Annotated in this window: 13 protein-coding genes and 1 riboswitch; of the genes, 4 read left to right on the plus strand and 9 right to left on the minus strand. The window is 69.8% G+C overall.

Annotated elements, in window-relative coordinates:
- Positions 1-349: 349 nt before the first annotated feature.
- Together OHA58_RS38185 and OHA58_RS38190 are read left to right on the plus strand one after the other, a co-directional pair.
- Positions 350-1270, plus strand: coding sequence for a TIGR03564 family F420-dependent LLM class oxidoreductase (locus tag OHA58_RS38185; protein WP_405484486.1), 921 nt, complete (start codon positions 350-352; stop codon positions 1268-1270).
- A 204-nt stretch (positions 1271-1474) separates the two neighbouring features.
- Positions 1475-2491, plus strand: coding sequence for a LacI family DNA-binding transcriptional regulator (locus OHA58_RS38190; RefSeq protein ID WP_405484488.1), 1017 nt, complete (start codon positions 1475-1477; stop codon positions 2489-2491).
- 25 nt (positions 2492-2516) lie between these two features.
- Here the strand turns inward: OHA58_RS38190 and OHA58_RS38195 are convergent, their stop codons facing one another.
- Genes OHA58_RS38195 through OHA58_RS38220 form a run of 6 tightly spaced genes read right to left on the minus strand, consistent with a single transcriptional unit; the run spans position 2517 to position 11114 of the window.
- Positions 2517-3236: a GH12 family glycosyl hydrolase domain-containing protein gene (locus tag OHA58_RS38195; RefSeq protein WP_405484490.1), complete on the minus strand. Its 720-nt coding sequence runs from the start codon at positions 3234-3236 to the stop codon at positions 2517-2519.
- Between the two features lie 50 nt (positions 3237-3286).
- Positions 3287-5494 (minus strand): glycosyl hydrolase family 95 catalytic domain-containing protein, encoded by a 2208-nt coding sequence (locus OHA58_RS38200; protein ID WP_405484492.1) that lies wholly within the window; start codon positions 5492-5494, stop codon positions 3287-3289.
- On the minus strand, positions 5484-7481 hold the full coding sequence (locus tag OHA58_RS38205; RefSeq protein ID WP_405484494.1) for a beta-galactosidase: 1998 nt from the start codon (positions 7479-7481) through the stop codon (positions 5484-5486). The genes OHA58_RS38200 and OHA58_RS38205 overlap by 11 nt, the downstream gene beginning before the upstream one ends.
- A complete protein-coding gene (locus tag OHA58_RS38210) occupies positions 7478-8407 on the minus strand; it encodes a carbohydrate ABC transporter permease (RefSeq protein ID WP_405484496.1) in 930 nt (309 codons plus the stop codon). The genes OHA58_RS38205 and OHA58_RS38210 overlap by 4 nt, the downstream gene beginning before the upstream one ends.
- A complete protein-coding gene (locus OHA58_RS38215) occupies positions 8404-9432 on the minus strand; it encodes an ABC transporter permease (RefSeq protein ID WP_405484498.1) in 1029 nt (342 codons plus the stop codon). The genes OHA58_RS38210 and OHA58_RS38215 overlap by 4 nt, the downstream gene beginning before the upstream one ends.
- Complete coding sequence (locus OHA58_RS38220; protein WP_405484500.1) at positions 9432-11114, minus strand: extracellular solute-binding protein; 1683 nt, start codon at positions 11112-11114, stop codon at positions 9432-9434. Before OHA58_RS38220 ends, OHA58_RS38215 begins: the two co-directional genes overlap by 1 nt.
- A gap of 210 nt (positions 11115-11324) precedes the next feature.
- On the opposite strand from OHA58_RS38220, the gene OHA58_RS38225 reads away from it, so the two are divergent.
- Positions 11325-14147, plus strand: a complete 2823-nt coding sequence (locus OHA58_RS38225; RefSeq protein ID WP_405484502.1) for a glycoside hydrolase family 3 C-terminal domain-containing protein — start codon at positions 11325-11327, stop codon at positions 14145-14147.
- Complete coding sequence (gene yicI, locus OHA58_RS38230) at positions 14144-16369, plus strand: alpha-xylosidase (protein WP_405484504.1); 2226 nt, start codon at positions 14144-14146, stop codon at positions 16367-16369. Before OHA58_RS38225 ends, yicI begins: the two co-directional genes overlap by 4 nt.
- Positions 16370-16399: 30 nt before the next feature.
- Here the strand turns inward: yicI and OHA58_RS38235 are convergent, their stop codons facing one another.
- From OHA58_RS38235 to OHA58_RS38245, 3 genes are all read right to left on the minus strand, one after another.
- Positions 16400-17878, minus strand: coding sequence for a glycoside hydrolase family 43 protein (locus tag OHA58_RS38235; RefSeq protein WP_405484506.1), 1479 nt, complete (start codon positions 17876-17878; stop codon positions 16400-16402).
- Between the two features lie 236 nt (positions 17879-18114).
- On the minus strand, positions 18115-18879 hold the full coding sequence (locus OHA58_RS38240; RefSeq protein WP_405484508.1) for a transglycosylase SLT domain-containing protein: 765 nt from the start codon (positions 18877-18879) through the stop codon (positions 18115-18117).
- Between the two features lie 4 nt (positions 18880-18883).
- Positions 18884-19078, minus strand: a riboswitch (cyclic di-AMP (ydaO/yuaA leader).
- Between the two features lie 1031 nt (positions 19079-20109).
- Positions 20110-21312 carry an IS110 family transposase gene (locus OHA58_RS38245; RefSeq protein WP_405484510.1) on the minus strand — a complete coding sequence of 401 codons (1203 nt, stop codon included), beginning with the start codon at positions 21310-21312 and terminating at the stop codon, positions 20110-20112.
- Positions 21313-21535 lie beyond the last annotated feature (223 nt).

Genomic DNA, 21535 nt, shown 5'->3' on the forward strand with positions numbered 1-21535 from the left:
CTCACCCGCAGCCGCCCCAGTGTCGGCCGCAGCGAACAGCGGCACGCCACGGTTTAGCAGTAGGAGGATCTCCTTGTGAAGGACCGGGGCACGAGCCGTCGGCCGAGTGGCGCGCCCGCGCCGCCCGCCTCGACCCGACCCGCCCCGGAGACCGTTCCCACGACGGACGCGCCCGGCCCCCGCCTGCCGCCCGGATCCCAAGCCCTCGCCCTCGGCACCCTCGTGGCGCCCCTCCCGTTCGCGCTGGTCCGCCACTCGGGCTGACCGGCCGATCCCCGCCTCCTCCCACGACATGAACTGTTCACAATTCAGGGGGAATTGACCCCGCACGTGATCCCGTTGTCCCGGCATGACTGTGGGAGTGACACTCGACACGACCGGCAACGACCTCCTCATCGACGACGCGGTGCGCCAGGCGCGCGAGGCCCGCGCCTGTGGCCTGACGTCCCTCTGGTTGGGGCAGACCTTCGGCTACGACTCGCCGACGCTCGCCGCGCTCATCGGCCGCGAGGTCCCCGACATCCAGGTGGGTTCCTCCGCGCTGCCCGTCTTCGGCCGCCACCCGTTGCTGGTCGCCAGCCAGGCCCAGACCGCGCAGGCCGCCACCGGCGGGCGCTACAACCTGGGGCTCGCGCTCGGCACGAAACTGTTCACCGAGGGCGCCTTCGGCCTGCCCTTCGAGCGCCCCGTCGCGCGGCTGCGTGAATTCCTCACCGCGCTGCGGCAGTTGCTGGAGACCGGCCACGCCGACTACGAGGGCGAACTGATCACCGCGCGGACCCCGAAGCCCGCCACCGTGCCCGGCGCCGAGCCGACCGTGCCGGTCCTCGTCGCCGCCATGGGCCCGCAGGCGCTGCGCGTCGCCGGCCGCCTCGCCGACGGGATCCTGCCCTACCTCGCGGGCCCCCGGGCCCTGGAGGAGCACATCGTCCCCGAACTCACCCGCGCCGCCGAGGAAGCGGGCCGCCCCGCCCCGCGTGTCGTCGCCTTCGTCCCCGGCGTCGTCACCCAGCGCCCCGACGCCCTGCGCGCCAAGGTCTACGAGGCATTCGCCTTCTACAACCAAATCCCGTCCTACGCCCGTGTCATCGAGCTGTCCGGCCACAGCCACGCCGCCGACCTGGCCGTCGTCGGCGATGAGAAGGACCTCACCGAGACGGTGCGCCGTTACCGCGACGCGGGCGCCACGGACGTCGTCGTCTCGGGCTCCGAACTCGACGGTGACGACGCCCGGTTGCGCACCTGGGAGGTGCTGGGCGAACTGGCCTGACTCGCGCCTGCACGACCACGCCGCCTGGTCATTATCCTGTGCGGGGGGCTTCCGGCAGTTCCACCGCGTCGAAGCGCTTCGACAGACTTATGGACAGGCGACCGTTGATCCCCATAGGGTCGACAGGTCGAACGGTCACGGGCAACCCGCGCCCGTCGAAGCGCTTCGCTTCGGCGTCCCCTCGTCACGGCTCAGGAGAACGACATGGTCACGCTCGCAGAGGTCGCCCGGCACGCCGGAGTCTCCGCCAGCACCGTGAGCTACGTCCTCAGCGGCAAGCGGTCCATCTCCGCGGCCACCCGCGAGCGCGTCGAGAACAGCGTCCGCAAGCTGGGGTACCACCCGAACGCGGGAGCCCGGGCGCTGGCCAGCAGCAAGTCGAACATCATCGCCCTGATGGTGCCGCTGCGCACCGACATGTACGTGCCGGTGATGATGGAGATCGCGATGGCCGTCGCCACCGCCGCCCGCACCCACGGCTACGACATCCTGTTGCTCACCGGCGAGGAGGGCGCCGAGGCGGTGCGCCGCATAGAAGGCAGCGCGCTCGCCGACGCCATGATCGTGATGGACGTCGAGCTGGACGACGAGCGGCTGCCGCTGCTGCGTGCCGCGAACCGGCCCGCCGTCCTCATCGGCCTGCCGTCCGACACCGCCGGACTGAACTGTGTGGACCTCGACTTCGCCGCCGCCGGAGCAGTGTGCGCCGAGCACCTCGCCGACCTCGGGCACCGTGAGATCGCCGTCATCGGCGAGGCCGCCGCCGTGTACGAGCGGCACACCGGATTCGCCGAGCGGACCCTGACGGGCCTGCGGGAGCGCAGCGCCGAGCTGGGCCTGCGGCTGCTCCACCGCCCCTGCGAAGGCAGCTACGCCTCGGTCTCAGCAACGTTGTCGCGGGTCTTCGACGAGCGCCCCGGCACGACCGCGTTCGTCGTGCAGAACGAGGCGGCCACCGACCCGCTGCTCGCCCTGCTTCGCCAGTCGGGCCGCGCCGTCCCCGAGGACGTCTCCGTCGTCGCTGTCTGCCCCGAGCAGGTCGCCGCGCACGCGTCGGTCCCGCTCACCTCGGTCGCGGTGCCCGCGCAGGAGATGGGGCGGCGCGCCGTGGAGCAGGTCATCGCCAAGATCGAGGGGCGCGGCTCGGACGAGGAAGTCGTGCTGCTGGCACCGGAGTTGACGGTGCGCGAGAGCGCGACCCAGGCGCCCGCCGGAGCCTGAGCCACGCGTCCCTCTGCGTGCGGGATCAGCTGCTGGAAACCTTGAAGCTGTTGGTGGTGAAGTCCAGACCGCCGGACGACGAAGTGATCTCGTAGCCGAACTGCACGTCACCGATGGTCTCGTCGCCCCACCAGCCCTTGGTGTCCTTGATCCACTTGAGGATCGGCAGGATGTTCACCGTGCCGGACGTCGAGTCCGAGGTACGAAGGAACGAGTAGACCTCGTTGGCCCCGTTGTTGCCCTTGTAGACGGTCCAGGTGTGCCCGCCCAGGGTGACGTTGCCCTGGGAGGTGCCGAGCGGGCCGACGGCTCCGTTGTAGTTGACCCAGAGCATGACCTCGTAGTCGTAGTCGCTGTCCCAGATGTCGTACGACGTGTTGTACGCGCCGGACGACGGCACCGTCACGTTGTAGCTGCTGGTGAGGGAGGACAGCGAACTGATCGATTTGTTCACGACCTTCTTCGCGTTCGGGTAGGACTTGATGCCGCCCGTGTTCGGGTGGTCGGCCCAAACACCCCAGTTCGACGAGGAGTTGGCCCAGATCGTCTGTGCGCCCGCGCCCGAACCCCAGATGTTGTTGTAGAGGGTGTAGCCGTCCGAGGTGGTGTAGTTGCCCCACTGGTCGGAGGAGGACCAGATCGCCGCCTGTGCGGGGGAGGTGGCGAGGGCGAGCAGTGCGCCGCCCGCGAGGACGGAGCCTAGGAGCGTGCGGCGGCGCAGGGAGTGTCTTGCGGTGGGTGCCATGGTGTCCCTTCCATGGTCGAAGGAGCCCGGTGGGGCCCCGGTGGGGGGAACTACCGCGTACTCAAAGTGAGTTCGCAGTCCTCGCCCGCGGTCAGGCGCAGTCGCCCGTCACCGCCGGCCGGGGTTTTGAGGTTGACGTGCGCGTCTCGCTCCGGGCGCAGGACGGCCGTGCAGCTGCCGCTCGCCCACGTCAGGTCGACGCGGGCGCCGAACCGGGTGCGCAGGCCGCGCACGGCGCCGCGCCGCCAGGCCGGAGGCAGCGCGGGCAGCAGTACGAGCCGGTCCGGCGTGGACTGCACGAGCGCCTCGGTGAGCAGTGCCGGCAGGGTGTGCGCGGCGTCGGCGTTGTAGACGTCGCGGTCCGGGTAGTGCGAGCTCATCAGGGAGTGGTGGAAGTAGTCGCCGGTCAGGACCTGGCGCAGCGCCGCGGCCACCCGGTGAGGATCGCGCAGTCGGGCCGCGATCAGGGCATGGTGCAGATGGCCGTGTGCCGAGTGGTTCTCGGCGCCGCGCAGTTCGAGCGCGCGGTGCGCCGCCTTCGCCAGCTCCGGGGTGTCGTAAGGGGTGATGTCGTGGTGCGGCCACACCGGGTAGAGGTGGCTGAGGTGCCGGTGGTCGTAGGCGTCGTCCAGGCCGGGCCAGGCCCATTCGGCAAGCGCGCCGTCGGAGTTGACCCGGTAGTCGGGCAGCCGGTCCGCGAGCGCTTTCCAGCGGTCGCCGTCCGGTCCCGGGTGCCAGGCGGCGGCGGTGCGCAGGGCGTGCCGGGCCGCCGCGATGTCCATCGTGGCGTTGAGCGTGCCCCAGCTCGCGTTCGCGGGCCGGTTCTCCGGCGAGTACGACGGCACGACCACAAGGCGGCCGTCCGGTCCCGTGCGGGTGAGGAAGTCCTCGTAGAACAGGGCGAGTTCGGTGAGGGCGGTGGCCAGCCACGCGGGCCGCACACCGGTCGTCTCGGCCTGCTCGACGAGCGGGGTGAGCAGCCAGTCGGCGCCTGCCGTCCACAGGTGCATCGGCCACTCCCGGTGGAAGTGGTACGTGTGCCCCGACTCGCCGTCGGTGTGTGCGGGCGCGACGATGCCCCGTGCCCCGAAGATCTCCCGCGCGTTGTCCCGCCAGTCAGCCAACTGCCCCTGAATCAGGGTGCCTTGAGCCTGGGTCACCTCGGGCAGGTCGCAGGCTGCCGCGGACGCCGTCTGGAGATTGAGGTTGGCGTCTGTGGTGAACGCCCCCGACCAGGCCGTGCCCCACTCGCCGGTCCACAGCCCGGTGAGCCGCGGCGGCAGTGCGCCGGACGCGCTCAGCAGGTGGTAGCGGCCCGCCGCGAACAATCGCTCCAGTAGGGCCGGGCTGTCGATCCGTTCGAGCAACTCCGAGCCGGGCAGACCGCGTTCGGAGCGTGACGCGTCGAGGGTGAACGTGACCCGTTCATAAGCGGCGCGGTGCGGGGCCTCGTGCCGGGCGAGCAGGGTCTCGTAGGTCTCCTCCAGGTCCGGGCCCGTCAGTGAGGCGAGCGCCGCAGCCTCGGCGCCCGCGTCCAGCTCCCCGAGATGCCGCCGCACCCGCGTGAGCAGCAGCAGCCCATCCGCGCCCTCGATTCGTATCCCCGCGGCGCCCACCGAGCGCCGCCCGCCGTGCACCAGCGCGACCGTCACCCCGGTGTACGCCAGATCGCTGTCCGGGTAGCGGCAGCGCAGTGTCAACTGGGCGCCCTGGGGGGTCAGGACGACGCTGCGGCCGACCCCGAGCCCGCCCGGCACACCGGTGAGACGGGGGTCCAGGGACACATCGCCGTCGAGCCCGGGCCCGGTGACGTACTGCACGACGACATCGTCGGCCCGCGACACGAACACGCGCCCGCGCCACCCGCTGCACTGCGCCTCGGCCACCCCCGTCGCGAAGGCGAGCGCGCGCCGGTAGCCGCGCCACACCACGCTGTCCCGCACGAACCGCACCTGGAACGCCGGATGGAACGCCTGCACCCAGCGCAGCGCCCGGCCGTCCGTGAACTGCTCGGCCGCCGTGACGTCGCCGGCCAGCAACCGGTCCTGGATGTGGGGGAGTCGGGCGGCGAGCGCGGGAGGCCGTGGGCGCGGTTCGCCGTCCGGGCGGACCAGTGCGTGATGGGTGACGATCACCCGGTCGTCGTGCGGGTCACCGAACACAAGGGCGCCGTGGGTGCCGTTGCCGCTGAGGAAGGCGTCCTCCCAGCGCGTGGCCGGCGCCGGTTCCCAGGTGCCGTGCGGATGGTCAGGCAGCACTGTGCCCCCGCGTCGTCGTCCCGGGAGCGAGCACCGCGACACCGAACCGCCCGAGAGTCACCGAACCGGAGTGCCCGGCCCCCGTCAGCAGATCCCGGTACGTCGTGTCGTCCGGCAATGCGACGGTCACCTCGTCGCGTCCATGGTGCAGCAGGAACAGCAGCTCGCCGCGGCGTACGGCCTCCACACCTGCGGGGAGGCCGGGCAGCGGAGGCCGTACGTCCGCCTCTGCGGCCGCGTCCGCGAGCAGCGAGCGCAGGGCAGCGGGTTCGGGAAGCGTGGAGAGGTACCGGGCGCGCCCGCGGCGCAGCACGGCCGGCAGCCCGTCGAGCTCGCCACCGCGGTACACGGCACTGACCTCGGTGCCGGGTTCGGCCGTCAGCTCCTCCGACCACACGGTGCCGGTGAACGCCCTGCAGTCCACGGTCTCTTCGGGATCCAGCGGCCACCACTCGTGCACCGTACGGATCCCGAACAGCGCGCGCAGCCGCGCGTCCATGCCGCCGGGCCGCACCCGGTCGTCCGCGTCGGCGACCCCGGTGAAGAACCCGGACACGAGCGTGCCACCGCCGCGCACGTACGCCAGGAGATTCTCGATCGCCGCGTCCGTGAGCAGATATAGGTGCGGCACGACCACCAACTTGTAGGCGGACAAGTTGTGTTCGGGGTGCGCGAAGTCGGTGGTGAGGTGGGCCTCCCACAGGGCACGGTGCCAGGCCCGCACCACGTCCTCGTACGCGAGGTGTGCCGACGGCCTGCCGTCCTGGCAGCCGGCCCACCAGGAGTGCCAGTCGTGCAGCACGGCGACGTCGGCGTCAATTCGTGTGCCCGGCACCTGCAATCCCAGCTCCGCCAGTTCCGCACCGATCTGCTTCACCTCGGCGAACGCACGGCCTTCCTCGCCCGCGTGGCCGACCATCCCCGAGTGGAACTTCTCGGCGCCTTGCCGGGACTGTCGCCACTGGAAGTAGCAGACGGCGTCGGCGCCGCGCGCCACCGTCTGCAGCGACCAGAGCCGGTTGAGGCCGCGCGGCTTGGGGTGGTTCACGCCGCGCCAGTTGACCGGCCCCGCCGCCTGCTCCATCACCATCCAGGGGCCGCGTGCCTGGCTGCGCGTCATATCGGCGATCATCGCGTTGTACTGACCGCCCAGCGGGTCCCGCGGATCCGGGTACACGTCGACCGACACCACGTCCTCCCGCTCCGCCCACGCCCACGCGTCCTGGCCGATCCAGAACGGCATGAAGTTGGTGGTGACCGGGACGCGGGCGGGGGAGTGCCGTCGGACGATGTCTCGCTCGGCCGTGCAGCACTCCAGCAGCGCATCCGAGGTGAAGCGGCGGAAGTCGAGGACCTGCGCCGGATTGTGCAGGTACTGGGCGCGGCGCGGCGGGATCACATCAGCCCACGTCTCCACGTGCTGGCTCCAAAAGGCCGTACCCCAGGCCTCGTTGAGCGCATCCAGCGTGCCGTACTTCGTGCGCAGCCAGTCGCGGAAGGCGCGCGCCGCCTCGTCGCCGTAGTCGAACGTGCAGTACTCGTTGTTGATGTGCCACATCCGCAGGGCGGGGTGGCGGCCGTAGCGGATCGCGAGGTCCTCGGTGATCGCGGCGGCATGCCGGCGGTACGCGCTGGAGGAGTGCGCGAACTGCTGGCGTGAGCCCCACCACACGGTCTGCCCGTTCTCGTCGCGCGGCAGCGTCTCGGGGTGCAGGCGGCCCAGCCACGGCGGCGGTGACGCGGTCGGCGTCGCGAGGACGACGCCGATTCCGTGGGTGTGCATCAGGTCCATCAGGCGGTCCAGCCAGCCGAACTCCCGGGCCCCCGGACTCGGTTCGAGCTTCGCCCAGGAGAAGACGCCGAGCGTCACCGAGGTGACACCGGCCTCCTTCATCAGCCGGACGTCGTCGGCCCACACCTCCTCGGGCCACTGCTCGGGGTTGTAGTCGCCGCCGTACAGCAGGCGGCCGTCGTGTGCGATGGTCACCCCTTCACCGCCCCCGTGAGCATGCCCTTCTTGAAGTGGCGCTGGACGAAGGGGGAGGCGATGGCGACCGGGATGAGGGCGAGCACCATCATCGCCATCTGCAGTCCCAGGGCGGACAGTTCACCCGCATTGACCCGCTGGCTCAGCCCCGTCGGCAGCGCCGTGTTCTTCTGCACGAGCTGCAGCAGCACGTTCTGAAGCGGCAGTTTCGCCGGATCGTCGATGTAGATCATCGCGTTGAACCAGGCGCTCCAGTACGCCACCGCATAGAACAGCGAGATGACGGCGATGACCGCGCGGGACAGCGGCATGATGATCATCCACAGGATCCTGAAGTCCCCGGCCCCGTCGATCCGGGCGCTGTCCGTCAGCTCCTGCGAAATGTTCATGAAGAACCCACGCAGCACGAGGATGTTGAAGACACTCACCGCGCTCGGAAGGATCAGCGAGAGGTAGCTGTCGGTGAGCCCCAGCGTCTGCACGAGGAGATACGTCGGGATCAGTCCGGCGCTGAAGAACATCGTGGTCATCAACGCCATCAGCAGCGCCCGATGCGCGAACGACCCGGGTCGGGACAGCCCGTAGGCGGCGAGCACCGACACCACCATCGAGAACAGTGTGCCGAATCCCGTCACCCCCAGAGAGACCAGCATGGCCCGGCTGACCTGGCCGCCACTGAGCAACTCCTTGTAGTTGACGAAAGTGATGCCTTCGGGCCACAGCACCAGGCCGCCCGTGGAGTCGATGACGTGCCGGGGCGACAGACTTGTGACGATCACGACCCACAGCGGGCCGAGCACCACCAGACAGCACAGGGCGATGATCAGCCCCTTGGCGCCGAGCCCCGCCTTGGTCGGCGACTCCTCCCACACCGGGCGCTCGGAGGCCCGCCAGAGCGAGCGCGGACGTTCGACCGTGACACTCACTTCTTGTACACCCCTTGCTCGCCGAGGAGATGGGCGAACTTGTTGGCCGCGAGGACCAGACAGATCCCGACCACACCCTTGACCAGGCCGACCGCAGCCGCGTAGCTGAAGTCACCGTTCTGGATGCCGGTGCTCCACACATACGTGTCGAGCACTTCGGAGGCTCCTGCGCCCACCGCCTTGCGCTGCAGCAGGATCTGCTCGAAGCCCACGGTCAGCGCGTCACCGACCCGCAGGACGAGCAGCAGCGCGATCACCGGGCGCAGCGCGGGCAGCGTGACATGCCACATGCGGCGCCACCGGCTCGCGCCGTCCATCGCCGCTGCCTCGTACAGTTCGGGGCTGACGGAGGCGAGCGCTGCGAGGAAGACGATGACGCCCCAGCCGGCGTCCTTCCAGATCATCTGCGCCGTCAGCAGATACTTGAAGATCCCGGCGTCCGTCATCAGGTCGAAGCCGTCGACCCCGTGGTCCTGGAGGATCTGTGCGATCAGTCCGGCCCCGCCGAACATCTGCTGGAAGACCGTGACGACGAGCACCCACGAGAAGAAGTGCGGCAGATACAGGATCGCCTGCGACAGGGCCCGCACCCGGGGCCTGACCACACTGTTGATGAGCAGCGCGAGCGCGATCGGCACGGGAAAGAACAGCAGGAGCTGGATGAGGAAAAGGACCAGCGTGTTCTGCAGGGCGTTCCAGAAGTCGGCGTCCTCGACCATCCGCTGGAACTGTTCGAGTCCCACCATCGGTGAGTGCAGGATCGCTGTGATGCCGTTGGTCGAGATGTACGGGTTGTAGTCCTGGAACGCGACCACATTGCCGAGCAACGGAAGGTAGTTGAAGAGCAGGAGCAGCCCGATCGCGGGCAGCGTCATCAGGATCAGCGTGCGGTCGCGGCGCAACCGGATCCGCCAGGTGATGCCGCCCTTACGGGCATCGGGTCGGGCCTTCCCGTTCCTGCTGCGCTCCCGCCCCCGGACGGCCTTCTCGACCGTCCGGGGCGGTCGCTGGGCTTGCAGAGCCATCAGGACGCGCTGCCGTTCTCGTCGAGGAGCTTCTTGTACCAGTCGCGCAGCTTGTCGCCACCGCCCGACTTCCAGCTGCTGATGGCCTGCTGGACGTCGCTCAGCTTCTTGTTGCCGCGGACGTAGTCGTCCTCCAGCTGCTCGAACTTGTCCTCCAGGTTGGCGTAGCGCGACGGTTCGACGATTGTCATGCCGTAGAACGGCGTCTTGGTGACGAACGCGCCCATGCGCTGCTGCCACTCGACCATCGCCCTGGTGATGTCGGGCAGGTCAGGGTAGGCGAAGAACGGCGCCGGGCCCGACAGCATCTGCCAGGTGTTGAGCGCCTGGGCGTTGCCCTTCTCGGTCTTCTTCGGGACGCCGTCGGTGATCGTGAAGTGGGTGCCCTCCTCGCCGTAGTAGGCGAGCATGTGCTCCTTCGTGCCCACGGGTGCGGCCGCGTAGTTGGCGGCCGCCAGCGCGTTCTCCACGATCTCCTTGGACGCGTTCTTGCGGAGGAACGCCCAGACGTTGGCCGGCGTGCCCGCGTACAGCGTCGGGTCGCCACCGTCGGCGCCGAAGATGTCCATGGCGGCCATCTCGAAGTCGGGGAACGCCTTGCTGCCCTGCATCTCCGCGCTCTTGCCGTACCAGGCGGTGATGTCGGCGTTGTACACCATGACCTTGCCGCTGGTGAAGCGGAGCGCGCCGTCGCCGGTCTGCGACTTGGCCTCGGGGTGCACGACACCGGCCGCGTACAGCTTGCGGGTCCACTCCAGGGACTCGAGGTACTCGTCGGTTTCCAGGCGCTTGACCAGCTTGTCCCCGTCCAGTTTCCAGCCGAGCGCCTTCTCGCTGCCGCCGAGCGAGCCGAAGATGTTGAAGGAGGACCACTTCATGTCGTCGCAGCCGTAGACCCCCGCCTTCTTGCTGGTCATCTCCTTGGCGAGGTCCAGAAACTCCTGAGCGGACTTGGGCGGCTCCCAGCCCTTCTTGTCGAAGAGGTCCTTGCGGTAGAAGGGCGCGATGTTGGGGAGGTACGAGTACGGGTACGGGATGCCGCGCAGCTTCCCGCCGAAGATGCCGCGCCGCCAGGCGTCCTGCGGTACCGCCGCCAGGTTCGGGTACTTCTTCGCCTTGTCCCCGGCCAAGTAGGGGCCGAGGTCCGCCATCTTCGCGACCAGCGCGGAGGGGATCTTCCCGGACAGCTCCCAGCCGGGCACGATCATCACGTCGGGCAACGAGCTGGAGGCGAGCACGGCGCCGATCTTCTCGCCGTAGGTGTTGCCGTCCTGGTTCTGCCAGCTGACCTGGACGCCGGAGGCCTTGTTGAGCGCGCTGTAGTACTCGCAGTCGGACTTCGGCGGCGGCCCCCAGAACGGGGCCATGATCTTCACCTGGGCACCCGTGCCGAGCTTCTTCGGCACCGAGGTGGCGAGTTCGTCCAGGTCGACCTTGCCCGTGAAGCCCACGCAGGAGCCGTTCTTCGACGCGATGTCAGGGGTGACGATGCTGCGCGCGGCGAAGGTCGGCAGCAGCTTCTTCGCGGACTTGCCCGAAGTCGTCCCCTCGCCGGACTCGGCGGACCCGCCGCACGCGGCGAGCAGCGGCATCCCGCCGGCCACCGCTGCGGCGGCCACGGCGGTGGAGGCGAGGAAACTTCTCCGGCTGGGAGCGGAGGCGGAGGGCGAGTTCGGCGTCATTGCGGTAACCCTTCGGGGAACGCGTCGCGCATTTGTCGAAGCGCTTCGATGTTGCAGCGAGGCTAAGGGAGTGCTTCCACGGTCACAAGAGCGGTGCACAGAATTCCTGAACGTGCTTTCCCTGTCGGCCACTTGACACCTGCCAACCTGACTACGGAGCATCGAAGCGCTTCGAAGATTCACTGACCTCTTTCGCCAAGGGACCCGCACGTGACCGAAAGACTCCCGCTCCACCCGGACGCGGCACCGCCCACGGACAAGCGCGTCGACGACCTGCTGTCCCGGCTCACGCTCGACGAACGCATCGCGCTGCTGCACCAGTTCACGCCGGGTGTGGAGCGGATCGGCCTCGCCGCGTTCCGCACCGGGCAGGAGGCACTGCACGGCGTTGCGTGGATGGGCCCGGCCACCGTGTTCCCGCAGTCCGTCGGGCTCGGCGCGACCTGGAACGACGACCTGGTGCGGCGGATCGGCGACGCCGTCTCCGCCGAGGTGCGCGCGATGCGCGAGCGCGACGACCGGATCGGCCTCAATGTCTGGGCGCCCACGGTCAATCTGCTCCGCCACCCGCTGTGGGGCCGCAACGAGGAGGGCTACTCCGAGGACCCGCACCTCACCGCTGCCATCGCCACCGCCTACACGCGCGGCCTGCGCGGCACCCACCCCACGTACTGGCGCACCGCCCCCGTCCTCAAGCACTGGCTCGCCCACAACAACGAGACGCTCAGGGACACGTCGAACTCCTCCGTCCGCCCCCGCGTCCTGCACGAGTACGACCTCAAGGCCTTCCGCGCCCCCGTCGAGGCGGGCGCCGTCGCCGGCGTCATGCCCGCCTACAACCTGGTCAACGGCCGGCCCAACCACGTATCGCCCTATCTGCGCGAGCAGTTGCGGACCTGGACCGGCCAGGAACTCCTCGTGTGCTCGGACGCGGGCGCGCCCAGCAACCTCGTCGACTCCGAGCACTACTTCGACACCCACGAGGAGGCCACCGCCGCCGCCCTCGTCGCGGGCGTCGACAGTTTCACCGACCACGGCACCGACTCCTCGACGATCACCGGGCGGATCCGCCGCGCCCTCGACCAGGGCCTGATCTCCGAGTCGGACATCGACACCGCGGTGCGCCGGCAGCTCGATGTGCGGCTACGCCTCGGCGAGTTCGAGGACCGCGACCCCTTCGAAGGCGCCGGAGCCTTCGACACGGAGGAACACCGCGCCCTCGCGCAAGAGGCCGCCGAGCAGGCCGTCGTGCTGCTCAAGAACGACGGCCTGCTGCCGCTGCCCGACACCGCCCGCATCGCCCTGGTCGGCCTGCTCGCCGACGAGTGCAAGACGGACTGGTACAGCGGCACCCTCATCCACCGCTCCACCCCGCTCGACGGCCTCCGCGAGCGGTTCGGCACCGAGCACGTCACGTTCGCGGAGGGCGTGGACCGGGTGCGGCTGCGGTGCGACGCCGGATGGCTGTACGTGCCCGAGAGCGACGCCGACGCGAGCGTGCGCGGTGCCGAGGGCGCCCTCGACCCCGCCCTCCTCGCCGGCCGCACCGACCTCCCGCCGCTCACCACCGCCACCGAACCGGGCACCGAACTCGCCCTCGTCGACTGGGGGAACGACGTCCTCACCCTGCGCGCACCCGACGGCCGCTACCTGTCCGTCGCCGAGGACGGCTTCGTGCGGGCGTCCGCCGAGCAGCCCGGCGGCTGGGTCGTCCAGGAGACGTACACCCTGGAACAGCACGGGAACGCTCACCTCCTGCGGCACACGGGCACGGGCCGGTACGTCGCTGTCGCCGCCGACGGCGTGAAGGTTGCCGAGCAGGGCACGGCTTTTGAGGTGGAGTACGTGGAGCGCGGTGCGGACGCCGTGGCGCGGGCAGCCGCCGACGCCGACGTGGTGATCGTCGTCGCGGGGAACGACCCGCACATCAACGGCCGCGAGACCGAGGACCGCACGACGCTCGCCCTCCCCGACCACCAGGACCGGCTGTGGCGAGCGGCCCGCGCCGCCAACCCGAACACCGCCCTGGCCTTGATCAGCGCTTACCCCTACGCCGTGCCCGACGCGGACACCGAACTCCCCGCCCTGCTGTGGACCGCCCACGGCGGACAGGCCGCGGGCCGTGCCCTCGCCCGGGTCCTCGCGGGCGACGTCAGCCCCGCCGGACGCCTCCCGCAGACCTGGTACGCCGTCGACAGCGACCTGCCGGACCTGCTCGACTACGACGTCATCGGCTCCCGCCAGACCTACCTCTACTTCGAGGGCACACCGCTGTACCCCTTCGGGCACGGCCTGTCCTACGCCTCGTTCGACTACGACGGACTCTTCGTGCACCGCGGCGCGGACACACTTGAGTGCACCTTCACCGTCACCAACACCGGCACCACCCCGGCCGACGAGGTCCCGCAGCTGTACGTCCGCCCGCTCGGCATGCCCGTGCCGCGCCCGCGCCGGCAGCTCCTCGCGCACCGTCGCATCGCCCTCGCGCCTGGGGCGTCGGAGCGCGTCACGTTCTCCGTGCCCGTCGCCGACCTCGGCCACTGGGACGTCGCCCGCGGCCGCTGGAGCGTCACCTCGGGCACGTTCGAACTCCTCGTCGGCGCCTCCAGCGAGGACATCCGCCTCACCACGCGCCTGACCCTCGACGGCGACGAGCCCGCGCCCCGGCCTGTGCTCGTCGACGGCCTGGACGCGGCGGCGTACGACGAGCAGCGCGGCACGGCGATCGTCGACCGCACGAAGACGTCCGGCGACGCCGTCACCGCGACCGGGCCCGACGCCGAACTCCTCTACAGCGCCTGCGACCTGGGCGCCGACGGAGTCAGCGCAGTGCGCCTGACGGTCGCGGGCGCGGGCACCGTCGCGATCGGGGACGGCGGCACGGTCACCGTCCCGGCAACCGGTGGCCCGTACAGCTACGTCACACTGGACGCCGATTTCACCGCCCACGGAGTACGTGACCTGCGCGTGCGGCTCGGCGGCGAGGTCCGTCTGGCCCGGCTCACCTTCATCCCACGGGGGACCACCGTATGAAGTTCACCGACGGTTTCTGGCTGATGCGCGACGGGGTCCACGCCGCGTACGCCACCGAGGTCCGCCAGATCCTGGCCGCCGACGACCGGTTCACCGCGTACGCCGCCGTCCGGCACGTCCGCGACCGCGGCGACACCCTCAACCAGCCTCTGATCACCATCGACTGCTTCGCCCCCGCCGAGGGCGTCATCGGCGTCCGCTTCACCCACCACGCGGGCAAACGGCACAGGGGCCCCGACTTTGAGCTGCTGCCCTCCGAAGGCGGCGCCGGCGCACAGGTGACCCGCGAGGGCACGGTCACCGAGCTGAAGACGGGCCCGCTCACCGTCCGCCTGGACACGGCAGGGGAGTGGGGCCTGGAATTCCTCGACTCCTCAACAGGACGCCGACTGACGGCTGTTGAACACAAGGGCACCGCCTTCGCCACCACCCCCGACGGCGCCCACCACATGGTCGCCCAACTCGCGCTCGGCGTCGGAGAGCACATCTACGGCCTCGGCGAACGCTTCACCCCGTTCGTCAAGAACGGCCAGACGGTGGACATCTGGCAGGCCGACGGCGGCACCAGCAGCGAACAGGCCTACAAGAACATCCCGTTCCACCTCTCCTCCCGCGGCTACGGCGTCCTCGTCAACCACCCCGGGAAGGTCGGCTACGAGATCGGCACGGAGTCCGTCGGCCAGCTCCAGTTCAGCGTCGAGGACCAGTCGATCGAGTTCTACGTCGTCGCGGGCCCGACCCCGAAAGACGTGCTGCGCCGCTACACCGCCCTCACCGGCCGCCCCGCCCTTCCGCCGGCCTGGTCGTTCGGCCTGTGGCTCACCACCTCCTTCTGCACCGAGTACGACGAGGAGACGGTCACGTCATTCGTCGACGGCATGGCCGAGCGCGACATCCCCCTCACCGTCTTCCACTTCGACTGCTTCTGGATGCGCGAGTACCAGTGGTCCGACTTCACCTGGGACCCGGACGTCTTCCCCGACCCGGTCGCCATGCTGCGCCGCCTCAAGGCGCGCGGCCTGCGCATCAGCATGTGGATCAACCCGTACATCGCTCAGAAGTCCCCACTCTTCGACGAGGGACTGGCGTCGGGCCATCTGGTCCGCAAGCCGAACGGCGACGTCTGGCAGTGGGACCTGTGGCAGCCCGGCATGGCGCTCGTCGACTTCACCAACCCGGGCGCGCGCGACTGGTACGCGGGCAAGCTGCGCGGCCTGCTCGACATGGGCGTCGACAGCTTCAAGACGGACTTCGGCGAGCGCGTCCCGACCGACGTCGTCTGGCACGACGGCTCCGACCCCGAGCGCATGCACAACTACTACGCGCACCTCTACAACCGCACCGTCTTCGAGCTGCTGGAGAAGGAGCGCGGCAGCGGAGAGGCGGTCGTCTTCGCCCGCTCGGCGACGGCCGGCGGCCAGCAGTTCCCGGTGCACTGGGGCGGTGACTGCTTCGCCTCGTTCACGGCGATGGCGGAGTCGCTGCGCGGCGGCCTCTCCCTGTCCCTGTCGGGCTTCGGCTTCTGGTCGCACGACATCGGCGGCTTCGAGGGCACCCCCGACCCGGCCGTCTTCAAGCGCTGGCTCGCCTTCGGCCTGCTCTCCTCGCACAGCCGCCTGCACGGCAATGTCTCGTACCGCGTGCCGTGGGCATTCGGCGAGGAAGCGGTGGACGTGGCACGGAAGTTCACGCGCCTCAAGCACCGCCTCATGCCGTACCTGTACGGGGCGGCGGTCGAGGCGCACCGCACCGGCGTCCCCGTGATGCGCCCGATGCTCCTCGACTTCCCGGACGACCCTACGTGCCGGGTCCTGGACCGCCAGTACATGCTCGGCCCCGACCTGCTCGTCGCGCCGGTGTTCTCGGCGGACGGCGATGTCGAGTTCTATCTGCCCGAGGGCACGTGGACGCGGCTGCTGACGGGGGAGCGGGTCGAGGGCGGGCGCTGGCTGCGCGAGACCCACGGCTTCGACAGCCTGCCGCTGTTCGTCCGTCCCGGCGCGGCCGTCCCGCTCGGCGCGGACGACCGGCGCCCCGACGGCGACTGGACCGACGGCGTCACCTTGCTCGTCGCGCCGGGCGCGCGAGACGTGACCGTGACGGTGCCGAACCACGACGGGAGCCCCGCCGCCGCGTACCGGGTGCGCCGGGACGCCGTCGACGGGGCGGTCACGGTGGAGGTGGCGGGAACAGAACGCCCCTACGTGGTGCGGGAGTTGTAGCCCGTTCGGTGGTCACGTCAGCGGTCGAGTTCAGATGCCGAGCGGCTCGTAGCGAAACCAGTCGAAGTGGGCGGTGCCAGCCGCGGCGTACAGGCCGATGACGCGGCCGGTGAACCCGCCGGCCACCTCGGTCGACAGATAGCGGCCGTCGAGGGCCGCGAGTGCGGTGAACGTGCCGTGCGGATCCTCGACGCCGAACGCGAGCGTGTCGGGGCCCGTGCGCGCGTCGCGGGGGGTGTCCGTGGGGGTCACGTCGACGCCGAGCACGAGCGGCCCGCCGGCCGTCGCCCGGGACGTGGAGGCCACCACGGTGCGCAGTGGTCCGACGCGGGCGATCACCCGTACTTCGGTGGCGTCGGCCTCGATCTCATAGTGGTGCCGCTCGTCGAGCCGGACCGCAAGGCCGCCGGTGCCGTCCGCCGGGTCGAGGTGGGCGCGGACGCGGCAGGAGAGGTGCTGCTGCCGGTGGCCGACGAAGGTGACGTCGGCGGCGTCGGGGCCGCCCCCGAGGGCGTGGAGCGTCAGCCGGCCCGGCCGTTCCTTCGTGGTGCAGTGCCGCGGGGAGCGGTGGCGGAGCGAGATCCAGGAGGGCTGCAGATCGGCGTCGTCGAAGTCGTCCGTGAAGCGTTCGGCGCAGGCGGGCGCGGGCCCGGCCGTCGCCGGCGGGCCGACGACCGGCCAGCCGTCCTCCCAGGTGACCGGCGCGAGGAAGGTCTCGCGGCCGAGCACGTGCCAGCCGGGCGTGCCGCCGCGCGGCCGCACCCCGAGGAACACCATCCACCACGTGCCGTCGGGCGCTTGCACCAGATCGGCGTGGCCGGTGTTCTGGACGGGTTCGTCGGTGCTGCGGTGGGTCAGGACCGGATTGGCCGGACACGGCTCGAAGGGGCCGGTGGGCGCGGGGCCGCGGGCCACGGAGACGGCATGCCCGCGCTCGGTGCCGCCCTCGGCGATCAGCAGGTACCAGTGGTCGCCCACGTGGTACAGGTGCGGCGCCTCCGGGGCCTTGGCGCCCGGCGTGCCGGACCACAGCGGGCGCGGCTCGCCGAACGTCTCGCCGGTGTACGGGTCGATACGGACCTGGGAGATCCCGGCGACCGTGACCCAGCACGCGCCGTCCTCGTCCCAGGCGAGATCCGGGTCGATGCCGGGGACGCCGGGCAGCGGGACCGGGTCCGACCAGGGGCCCGCCGGGTCGGTGGCGCAGACGAGCAGGTTGCCGCCACCCTCGCTCACATTGGTGGTGATGAGCCAGAAGCGGCCGTCGCGGTGGCGCAGCGTCGGCGCGTAGATCCCGGCCGAGGAGGGCGTGTCCCAGGGCAGCCGCAGCTGGCCGGGCCGGTCGAGGACGTTGCCGATCTGCCGCCAGTGCACCAGGTCGCGACTGTGGAAGAGCGGCACCCCGGGGACGTACTCGAAGCTCGAGCACGCGAGGTAGTAGTCGTCGCCGACGCGGCAGACGCTGGGGTCCGGGTGGAACCCGGGGATGACCGGGTGTGGGTCTGCCATGCTGTTTCTCCACGTTGTCGAAGCGCTTCGATTCGCGGGGAGGATATGCACGGGGGTGATGGCGCGCAAGGGGTTGGGCGGGATGCAAAAGGGCCCTGAAGTCCCTTCGTGCTTACGGGACTTCAGGGCCACACATCATCGATGCGCTTCAACCGGCAGTCGCTGGGGCTCCGTTCAGGCCGAGTGGACTGCGGCGTCCTCTCCGCGCTGAGCCGGGGCGGAGCCCAAACCGACTGTCAGTACGCGCTGTTCACGTTGTCGATCGAGCCGTACCGGTGGGCCGCGTAGTTGCAGGCGGCGGTGATGTTGGCGACCGGGTCGTAGCTGTTCATCGAGGTGCCGGGCACGTGGTAAGCCTTGAACGTGGGGTCGATGACCTGCAGGAGTCCCTTGGACGGGGTTCCTTTGACAGCGTTGGAGTCCCAGTTGTTGATGGCCAGCGGGTTGCCGGAGGACTCGCGCATGATGTTGCGGTGGATGCCGTCGTAGGAGCCGGGAATGTTGTGCTGGGCCATGATGTCGAGCGACTCCTTGATCCAGCCGTCGAGGTCGTTGGTGTAGGACTTCTTCGCCGGGGCAGCGGCAGGCTTGGCGGCGAGCGTGGTCCGGACCTCGGAGCGGTCGGCCCGCTCGGCGGACGCCCTGGAGGCGGCCGGCTTCTGCGCGGGCTCGGCCGTGCTCTTCTTGCCGAGCGTGAGCTTGACACCGGGGTGGATCAGCCCCGGGTTGTCACCGAGGGTGGCTCGGTTGTCCTGGTACAGCTGCTTCCAGCCGCCGCTCAGAGAGTGCTCTCGGGCGATCTTGCTGAGGGTGTCGCCCGCGGCGACGACGTACGTCGCGGGGGCCGCGGCGCTCTTTGCGGCCGGGGCGGCCGTCGCCGCGACGGCGCTGGTCGCGCCGAGCACCGGGAGAGCGAGCACAGCCGCGCCTGTGCCTGCGGCGGCGAGTCCCCGGGTGAACGAGATGGACTTGGTGCGGCGGTGCTTTCCCTTTGCGGGCATGGCGCATTCCTCTCCGTCGCCTACGAGGTGAGCTGTCGGGTTCGGACGGGAGATGTCCGGTCGCACTAGGAATGCGACTTCACCCCGAGCCGTTCCGGAAACCAGATCGGCGGCTTACCTGGGTCCCCCGCTCCTGCCGTGCGTAATCGAGTGGGTGGGAGGGATTCCGGACAGCGGCAGGATTCGGCGTTCCATCCGGATTGACGGTGACATTAGGCGAGAAAGCGCGGACGGAACAAGACCAGAATTGTGATCGCGAAATGTGAGAGCCCTGTGTCTGGCGACCGGAACCCGCCGCTCTCGTTGATCGAAAAGCCCAATCTTCTTTGCGCAGAAGGGAAGTGGGGCTCAGCGGATCTCGGGGCCCGCGTCCGTTCGTGTGACGCGGTTCACTGAATGGGATACGGGTTGGAATGCCGCCCGATCGCGTATCAGAGTGCGATATTTTGCATGAATGCCTTGCAATATAGGCGTAACTCCGCGCACGCCGCCAATAATGCTAAAGGGTAGTTTTTAGTGCAAAAGTGGACATACCACCACGTCACTTTTACTACCTAAAGGGGCATATTGGCATCAATGCCTACACGGTCGCGCGGCCCGACGGACGTCCCCGCCGCACGGTTCATGAGCGGGTCTCGATCGGGATGGTGCCTGAACGTGGCCTTGTGCGGTTCGGCTGAGGGTCGACTGAGGTGAGGCCGACGGGCTCCATCATCGGAGTGCACTTCCTGCCGACCTGCTGGGCTCGCGGGATACCCGAGGGCCGCGTAGGTGAGGGCGACGATGCTGCACCCGGAGATCTTGCAGGCTCAGGATGTGCGCGAGCTCAGAAGAGGTCTGAATGTGATGGGAAGTCAGTTGCCGATCGTCACTGGTATCTCAGTGAAGGCCTCGGCTCGGATCCGGAGGAGCCTGCTGAAATCCTCTGCCGACTGACGAGCCGAAGGCCCGCCGCGAAGAAGCGCAGTAATAGAGGAGGTTACTCGGGCGCATGGAACATGACGGCGATTCGCCAGTCACGCGGGATATTTCAGCCCTTCATCCGGGCGAAGGCCTGCCGGACGCGAGCCCGAACGCGCTTATGGAAGCGGCGCGTTCCTATTTCCAGGCAGGCAGGCAGGAAGCGCCGCGTTGTGGTGAGCCGTGGGACGGGCCGCCTCCTCGGGTCCGGTTGTGCGGTGGGCTGACGGGACGCGGGCGGCTGGTGCCGGGGGGCCTCTATGTCTTTCGTCAAGCGAGGCGTGGGGTTCTTGGTTCGTAGAAGGTGCCGTCGCGGAGCATCGCGAACAGCACGTTGATCCGCTGGCGGGCTAGGCGGAGAAGTGCCTGGGTGTGGGTCTTCCCACGGGCCCGGCATCGGTCGTAGTAGGTGCGGGAGGCGGGGTCGTGCAGGGCGGCGAACGCGGACAGGAACATCGCGCGTTTGAGCTGCCGGTTGCCGCCTCTGGGCGCGTGTTCGCCGTGGATCGAGGTCCCGGACGACTTGGTCGTCGGGGCAAGGCCGGCGTAGGAGGCCAGGTGGGCGGCGGTGGGGAAGCTGGTTGCGTCGCCGACGGTGACCAGCAAGGTGGCGGCGGTCCTGACCGCGACCCCCGGAATCGAGGTCAGGACTGCGGAAAGAGGGTGAGCCTCCAGCAGCTGCCCGATCTGCGTTTCCAGGGCTCGTCGCTGTTCGTGGACGGCGGCGAGCGAACGGGCCAGGGACGGGATCACGACGTCGAGGGTGCTGGTGCCCGGGACCACGACGGTCTGCTCGTCGAGAGCGTCGAAGACCTCGTCGATCAGCCGGGCAGCCATGCGCGGAGCCTTGGGCCGGATCACCTGAACGAGCCTGCGGCGACCGGCCTTTCGCAAGCTGGCCGGGGATCCGTAGCGTTCCAGCAGCCAGGTCACGGCACTGTGGTCCAGGCGCGGGCCAAGGACACGCTCCAGGCTGGGGTGGAACTGGGTGAGCAGGCCGCGTATCCGGTTGGAGGTGCGGGTGGCTTCGGCCGCGAGGTCCTGGTCGAAGCCGACCAGGACGGTCAGTTCGGCGGTGATCTCGTCGGTCAGTTCCAGCGAGCGCAGGGTGTGCGGCATGGTGCGGGCGGCGTCCGCGATCACCGCGGCGTCCTTCGCGTCGGTCTTCGCCTCGCCTGGGTAGAGATCGGCGATCCGCCGCATAGAGAGTCCGGGCAGGTAGGCGACCTTGCAGCCGGCGTTCCGGGCAACGGTCAGGGGCAGGGCTCCGATGGAGGCGGGCTGGTCCACGATCACCAGCACAGTGCCGAACTTCGCGGCCAGCTTGTCGAAGACGGCCCGCAGCTTCGGCTCGCTGTTGGGCAGTTGCCTGTCGAAGACCTTCTTGCCGGCCGGGGTGAGGCCGTGCCCGTGATGGGCGCTCTTGCCGACGTCCAGGCCGAGGAAGACGCCTACGCCGTCGATTTCGTCCAACTCATCCTCCCGAACGGGGTTCGTGCGGTGCTGGCCAGGGCGTTGGCGTCGTATGCGCGCATCCACGTTATGCAGACCTGCCGCCCGCAAGCGGCCGGGCACTGCGCCAGGCCAGGCGGTAGTCGGACCTCTCATCAGCGTCTCCAACGGCGCCTCTCGGGCCCGGTGACACCACCCCCCAGGTCATCGGTTCGACAGGGGGGAACAGTCATGCCGGGCCCGG

Source organism: Streptomyces sp. NBC_00009, assembly GCF_045040855.1.
Lineage (GTDB): Bacteria > Actinomycetota > Actinomycetes > Streptomycetales > Streptomycetaceae > Streptomyces > Streptomyces aureus.

Bases quoted from the DNA above. Each gene is read 5' to 3' on its own strand.
- OHA58_RS38185 (WP_405484486.1), top strand. From the start codon at position 350: ATGACTGTGGGAGTGACACTCGACACGACCGGCAACGACCTCCTCATC.
- OHA58_RS38190 (WP_405484488.1), top strand. From the start codon at position 1,475: ATGGTCACGCTCGCAGAGGTCGCCCGGCACGCCGGAGTCTCCGCCAGC.
- OHA58_RS38195 (WP_405484490.1), bottom strand. From the start codon at position 3,236: ATGGCACCCACCGCAAGACACTCCCTGCGCCGCCGCACGCTCCTAGGC.
- OHA58_RS38215 (WP_405484498.1), bottom strand. From the start codon at position 9,432: ATGGCTCTGCAAGCCCAGCGACCGCCCCGGACGGTCGAGAAGGCCGTC.
- OHA58_RS38220 (WP_405484500.1), bottom strand. From the start codon at position 11,114: ATGACGCCGAACTCGCCCTCCGCCTCCGCTCCCAGCCGGAGAAGTTTC.
- yicI (WP_405484504.1), top strand. From the start codon at position 14,144: ATGAAGTTCACCGACGGTTTCTGGCTGATGCGCGACGGGGTCCACGCC.
- OHA58_RS38235 (WP_405484506.1), bottom strand. From the start codon at position 17,878: ATGGCAGACCCACACCCGGTCATCCCCGGGTTCCACCCGGACCCCAGC.
- OHA58_RS38240 (WP_405484508.1), bottom strand. From the start codon at position 18,879: ATGCCCGCAAAGGGAAAGCACCGCCGCACCAAGTCCATCTCGTTCACC.